The 3,704-nt window shown below is 36.2% G+C and carries 7 protein-coding genes; 6 read left to right on the top strand and 1 reads right to left on the bottom strand.

The features are described 5' to 3' along the window. Window positions 1–267, bottom strand: a 267-nt coding sequence (locus tag AB3X49_RS19280; RefSeq protein ID WP_367964104.1) for a helix-turn-helix domain-containing protein, incomplete at its 3' end; no start/stop codon positions are given. 271 nt (window positions 268–538) lie between these two features. Here AB3X49_RS19280 and AB3X49_RS19275 point away from each other — a divergent pair. The 6 genes from AB3X49_RS19275 to AB3X49_RS19250 all read left to right on the top strand — a co-directional run bounded on the left by AB3X49_RS19275 (window position 539) and on the right by AB3X49_RS19250 (window position 3,620). Next, window positions 539–724 carry a helix-turn-helix domain-containing protein gene (locus AB3X49_RS19275; RefSeq protein WP_367964101.1) on the top strand — a complete coding sequence of 62 codons (186 nt, stop codon included), beginning with the start codon at window positions 539–541 and terminating at the stop codon, window positions 722–724. Window positions 725–726: 2 nt separating this feature from the next. Continuing rightward, complete coding sequence (locus AB3X49_RS19270; RefSeq protein ID WP_367964098.1) at window positions 727–1,485, top strand: BRO family protein; 759 nt, start codon at window positions 727–729, stop codon at window positions 1,483–1,485. Window positions 1,486–2,128: 643 nt separating this feature from the next. Then, window positions 2,129–2,278, top strand: a complete 150-nt coding sequence (locus tag AB3X49_RS19265; RefSeq protein ID WP_367962757.1) for a hypothetical protein — start codon at window positions 2,129–2,131, stop codon at window positions 2,276–2,278. A gap of 14 nt (window positions 2,279–2,292) precedes the next feature. Next, window positions 2,293–2,775, top strand: a complete 483-nt coding sequence (locus tag AB3X49_RS19260) for a siphovirus Gp157 family protein (RefSeq protein ID WP_367964095.1) — start codon at window positions 2,293–2,295, stop codon at window positions 2,773–2,775. Beyond that, on the top strand, window positions 2,772–3,428 hold the full coding sequence (locus AB3X49_RS19255; protein ID WP_367964107.1) for an ERF family protein: 657 nt from the start codon (window positions 2,772–2,774) through the stop codon (window positions 3,426–3,428). Before AB3X49_RS19260 ends, AB3X49_RS19255 begins: the two co-directional genes overlap by 4 nt. A 15-nt stretch (window positions 3,429–3,443) precedes the next feature. Further along, window positions 3,444–3,620, top strand: coding sequence for a hypothetical protein (locus AB3X49_RS19250; protein WP_367964093.1), 177 nt, complete (start codon window positions 3,444–3,446; stop codon window positions 3,618–3,620). The last annotated feature ends 84 nt before the right edge of the window (window positions 3,621–3,704 follow it).

Raw genomic sequence — 3,704 nt, 5'->3', positions numbered from 1 at the left:
CATATCTTCTATTAATTCTTCTAATTTCTTTTGGATATCTTTTTCATCTTTTTCATTAAGTTCCCAGTATTTCTTCTCTGTTCTACCTAACAGAGAATCTATAGAAACGTTGAAATAGTCAGCTACTTTTTGGATTTTATCCACGCCTGGTGTTTGATTATCCCATTTTCTAATCTGACCATTAGATAGTTGAATTCTTCTTTCTAATTCAGCGATAGTTATTTTGTGTTCTTTACATAACTTTTTAACTCTATCGACAATAGTCATATCAACCATCCTCATGCAAATGACCAATAAATAATATCTTATTAGATATTTTTATGTTGACTATTATCCAATAAGACATTATAATATGTTCATGAGCTACTTATTTAGCCGTTAAAACACTACTAAATAAAAGCCAAATACCACGTCCCGTAACGTACAAAGGCTATGTTTTCATAGGTTTATTTGCTATGAGTAAATAATATCATATTGGATATTACAGGTCAATGAAAAGCTTAAAAATTAGCTAATTATATAAAATGAGGTGGACATAATGGCGAATGAATTCGGAATGAAAGTACGTGCAAGGCTATTCACTAACAATATGCAACAAAAAGAGTTAGCAGAATTGCTTGGGATTTCTGGACCATATTTATCAGATATCCTTCGAAATAAACGTGAAGGAAAGAAAATTAGAGAGAAAATCATAAAAATTCTAGATATGAAGGAGGTTTCATGAAAATGAATCAATTACAAGTTTTCAATAATGAAGAATTAGGTCAAGTTCGAACGGTGGTACAAGGTGAAGATGTTTGGTTTGTAGCGAAAGATGTTTGCGAAGTGTTAGAAATCAAAAATACAACACAAGCGATGCAGAAATTAGATCCGGAAGAACGCACTATGTTTAACATAGGTCGTCAAGGCGAAACAAACATCGTCAACGAAAGCGGTCTTTACTCACTAATCATGACAAGCCGTAAGCCACAAGCGAAATCGTTCAAAAAGTGGGTAACAAGTGAAGTGCTTCCTTCTATTAGAAAACACGGAGCATACATGACAGATCAAGTCCTGGAACAAGTGGTAACTAATCCAGACTTCGCAATCGGTCTTCTTACTAAGTTAAAAGAAGAGAAAGAAAAACTTGCAGTAGCACAAAAGCAAATCGTACAGCAACAACCGCTGGTAACATTCGCTGAAGCATGCATGCAGTCAGATCAAACGCTGAAAGTTGGCGAAGTTGCAAAACTAGCAATGAAGCAAGGTATCAAAATCGGACAGAAACGATTATTCGATAAATTACGTGAGTGGGGATTACTATTTAAAAACTCAACAGAACCTACACAAAAAGGTTGTGAAAGAGAATTATTCGAGGTTTCGCAAGGTGTTAAAAAAAAGCCAAATGGCGAAGCGTTCACATGGACAACAACATACGTAACACCAAAAGGACAAGCTTACATCATAGACCGACTGAAGAAAGAAAATGAACAGGAGGCGGTTTAAATGATGGAAAATCCAATATCCTTGGTGATTGTAGCTGTAGCAGTATGTTTGTCAGCGTACTTAGTGCATCGAATAGATGTTGTAGCAAAGAAAGCAGGATGGCTTGAAGGTGACAAATAAACAGCAGTGTGATGAATACGAACGAAAGAAAATTTTATGGATCATAAAGGATTTAAGAGCTAGAGGAGTACATAACAGCGCAGATGCAGTGGAAGAGAAATATCAGTATATAACTCTAGCTAAATAGGAAGAAGCCCTAGTTTGGGTCTAGGGCTTCTAGGCTAATTAGTACGTAGAGATTAACTACAAGTATAACATTGTATCTCTATAATAATATGGATAAATTTGTATTGAAAACGGACAAGTTTATGCTTGTCATCATGATTAGGAGCGGACACCTTTTCCCATCCACCTCGTTTCTGGTCATGATGATGCGCACAGCATCAAAAATAAAAAACCCGTACAGAAGCACAGGTTAGTTGTTACACATGTCGGTAACTGAATATTAACATAATTTACGTATAGTTTCTATGAAAATATAAAAAAGCGTCCGATGGCAACGAACACTTTCAAGAAAACACATGTAAATATCCATGTACATTATACCAAATGTTTTCTCCTGAAAACAAGAAGGAGTTAAAATATGAAAGATTTTTTACCTAAACAGGTGGCTCGTGCGGTTGAAGAATTAAAAAAGATGTCTGAGCAAGAGCAGGACAAGCTTAAAAAATTAGACATTGATTATGTAATTACAGTTTTAACAGGTCAGGCGTATGGAAGAATGCCATTTTAGGAGGGAAATAAACTATGAAACTTTATGATTTAACAAATAATTACCGTGAGCTACAAATGATGATTGAAGATGGTGTAGATCCATCAGCATTAGAAGATACATTGCAAGCAATTGAAGAAAGCATTCAAGATAAAGCACAAAACATCGCCCTATTGATCAAAAACCTTGAAGCGGATACAGAAGCTATCAAATTAGAAGAAAAGCGCCTATCGGACCGTAGAAGAGTAATAGAAAACAACTGTAAGAACTTAAGAGATTACTTATATCAGCAAATGACTTTATTGGAAGTAAAACGCATCAAAGGAACGATAGTAACAGTAGGAATTCAAAAGAACCCAGCAAGTTTAGATATCGCAGAAGATGCAGTAGTTCCTCCGGAATACATGGTTCCACAACCAGCAAAGATTGATAAGAAATCATTACTTGCAGCGGTTAAAGAGGGAATGAAGTGGGATGGAATTACACTAACGCAGGGAGAAAACGTGAGAATCCGATGAATAGAAGCGAAACGATTGCTGAACTAGCAAAGTCTCTAGTGAAGTTCAATTTAGAGGTTAACAAAATAGCTAAGGATGCTGACAACCCTTTCTTTAAAAACAATTATGCAACGCTAGACACAATTATAGATGAAATTAGACCAATCCTTTCTAAGCATGGATTAAGCATCATGCAAATACCAAGTGGTGACGGTCAAAATGTAACGTTAAAAACACTTCTTCTACATGAGAGCGGCGAATGGCTTGAATCAGACGAACTAACAATGAAGCCAGTTAAAAACGATCCACAAGCAGTAGGCAGTTGCATCACATACGCAAGACGATATTCATTAGCAGCATTCCTTAGTCTGAATACTGGTGAAGATGATGACGGAAACGGCGCTACTTATGGAAAAGACGGAAAGCTAAATCAGAAGAGTAATAGTGGACAAGTTCCAAGCAACCAAAAGAAAGACGATTTACCTTTACCAGCTAATGCTACAGAAGGTGCAGAAATTGTTCTTACATTCGGAAAACATGAAGGAAAAACATTAAGAACAATATTTAAAGAGAATAAAGGCTACCTTGAATGGTTAGGCAAACAAGATAAAACTGATGATCGGATAAAAACAGCTATAAATATGATGTTCCAAGCAAATCAACAATCAGCTTAATAAGGAGATGAAACCATGTTAGACAAAAATCAATCAAAAGTCGTCCTTCCGGCGTGGGCATGGAAGGGCGTACGAAACGAAAAAGAAGCAAAAATGAAGGCGATTGAGTACATCACTCCTGATCGCTATCCAGGGTACAGAATATTAAGTGTTAAAGGCGATATTGCGATATGTGAAAGGGAGATGATGTGATGTTCCAAGTGCCAGTAAGACGTGGATCGATGAAAGAAATGTTAAAAGCAGTTCGTGATTTAGAAGCCAGAGGTTATGACTATA

Origin of the sequence: Bacillus sp. C30 (assembly GCF_040838255.1) — a bacterium.
Lineage (GTDB): Bacteria > Bacillota > Bacilli > Bacillales > Bacillaceae_G > Bacillus_A > Bacillus_A mycoides.
Note: the sequence above shows the minus strand (reverse complement) of the source record. Positions and strands in the feature narration are given on the sequence as shown.

Excerpts from the sequence above, each read along its gene's own strand:
- AB3X49_RS19265 (WP_367962757.1), top strand. The coding sequence starts at position 2,129 with ATGAAAGATTTTTTACCTAAACAGGTGGCTCGTGCGGTTGAAGAATTA.
- AB3X49_RS19255 (WP_367964107.1), top strand. The coding sequence starts at position 2,772 with ATGAATAGAAGCGAAACGATTGCTGAACTAGCAAAGTCTCTAGTGAAG.
- AB3X49_RS19275 (WP_367964101.1), top strand. The coding sequence starts at position 539 with ATGGCGAATGAATTCGGAATGAAAGTACGTGCAAGGCTATTCACTAAC.
- AB3X49_RS19260 (WP_367964095.1), top strand. The coding sequence starts at position 2,293 with ATGAAACTTTATGATTTAACAAATAATTACCGTGAGCTACAAATGATG.
- AB3X49_RS19250 (WP_367964093.1), top strand. The coding sequence starts at position 3,444 with ATGTTAGACAAAAATCAATCAAAAGTCGTCCTTCCGGCGTGGGCATGG.
- AB3X49_RS19270 (WP_367964098.1), top strand. The coding sequence starts at position 727 with ATGAATCAATTACAAGTTTTCAATAATGAAGAATTAGGTCAAGTTCGA.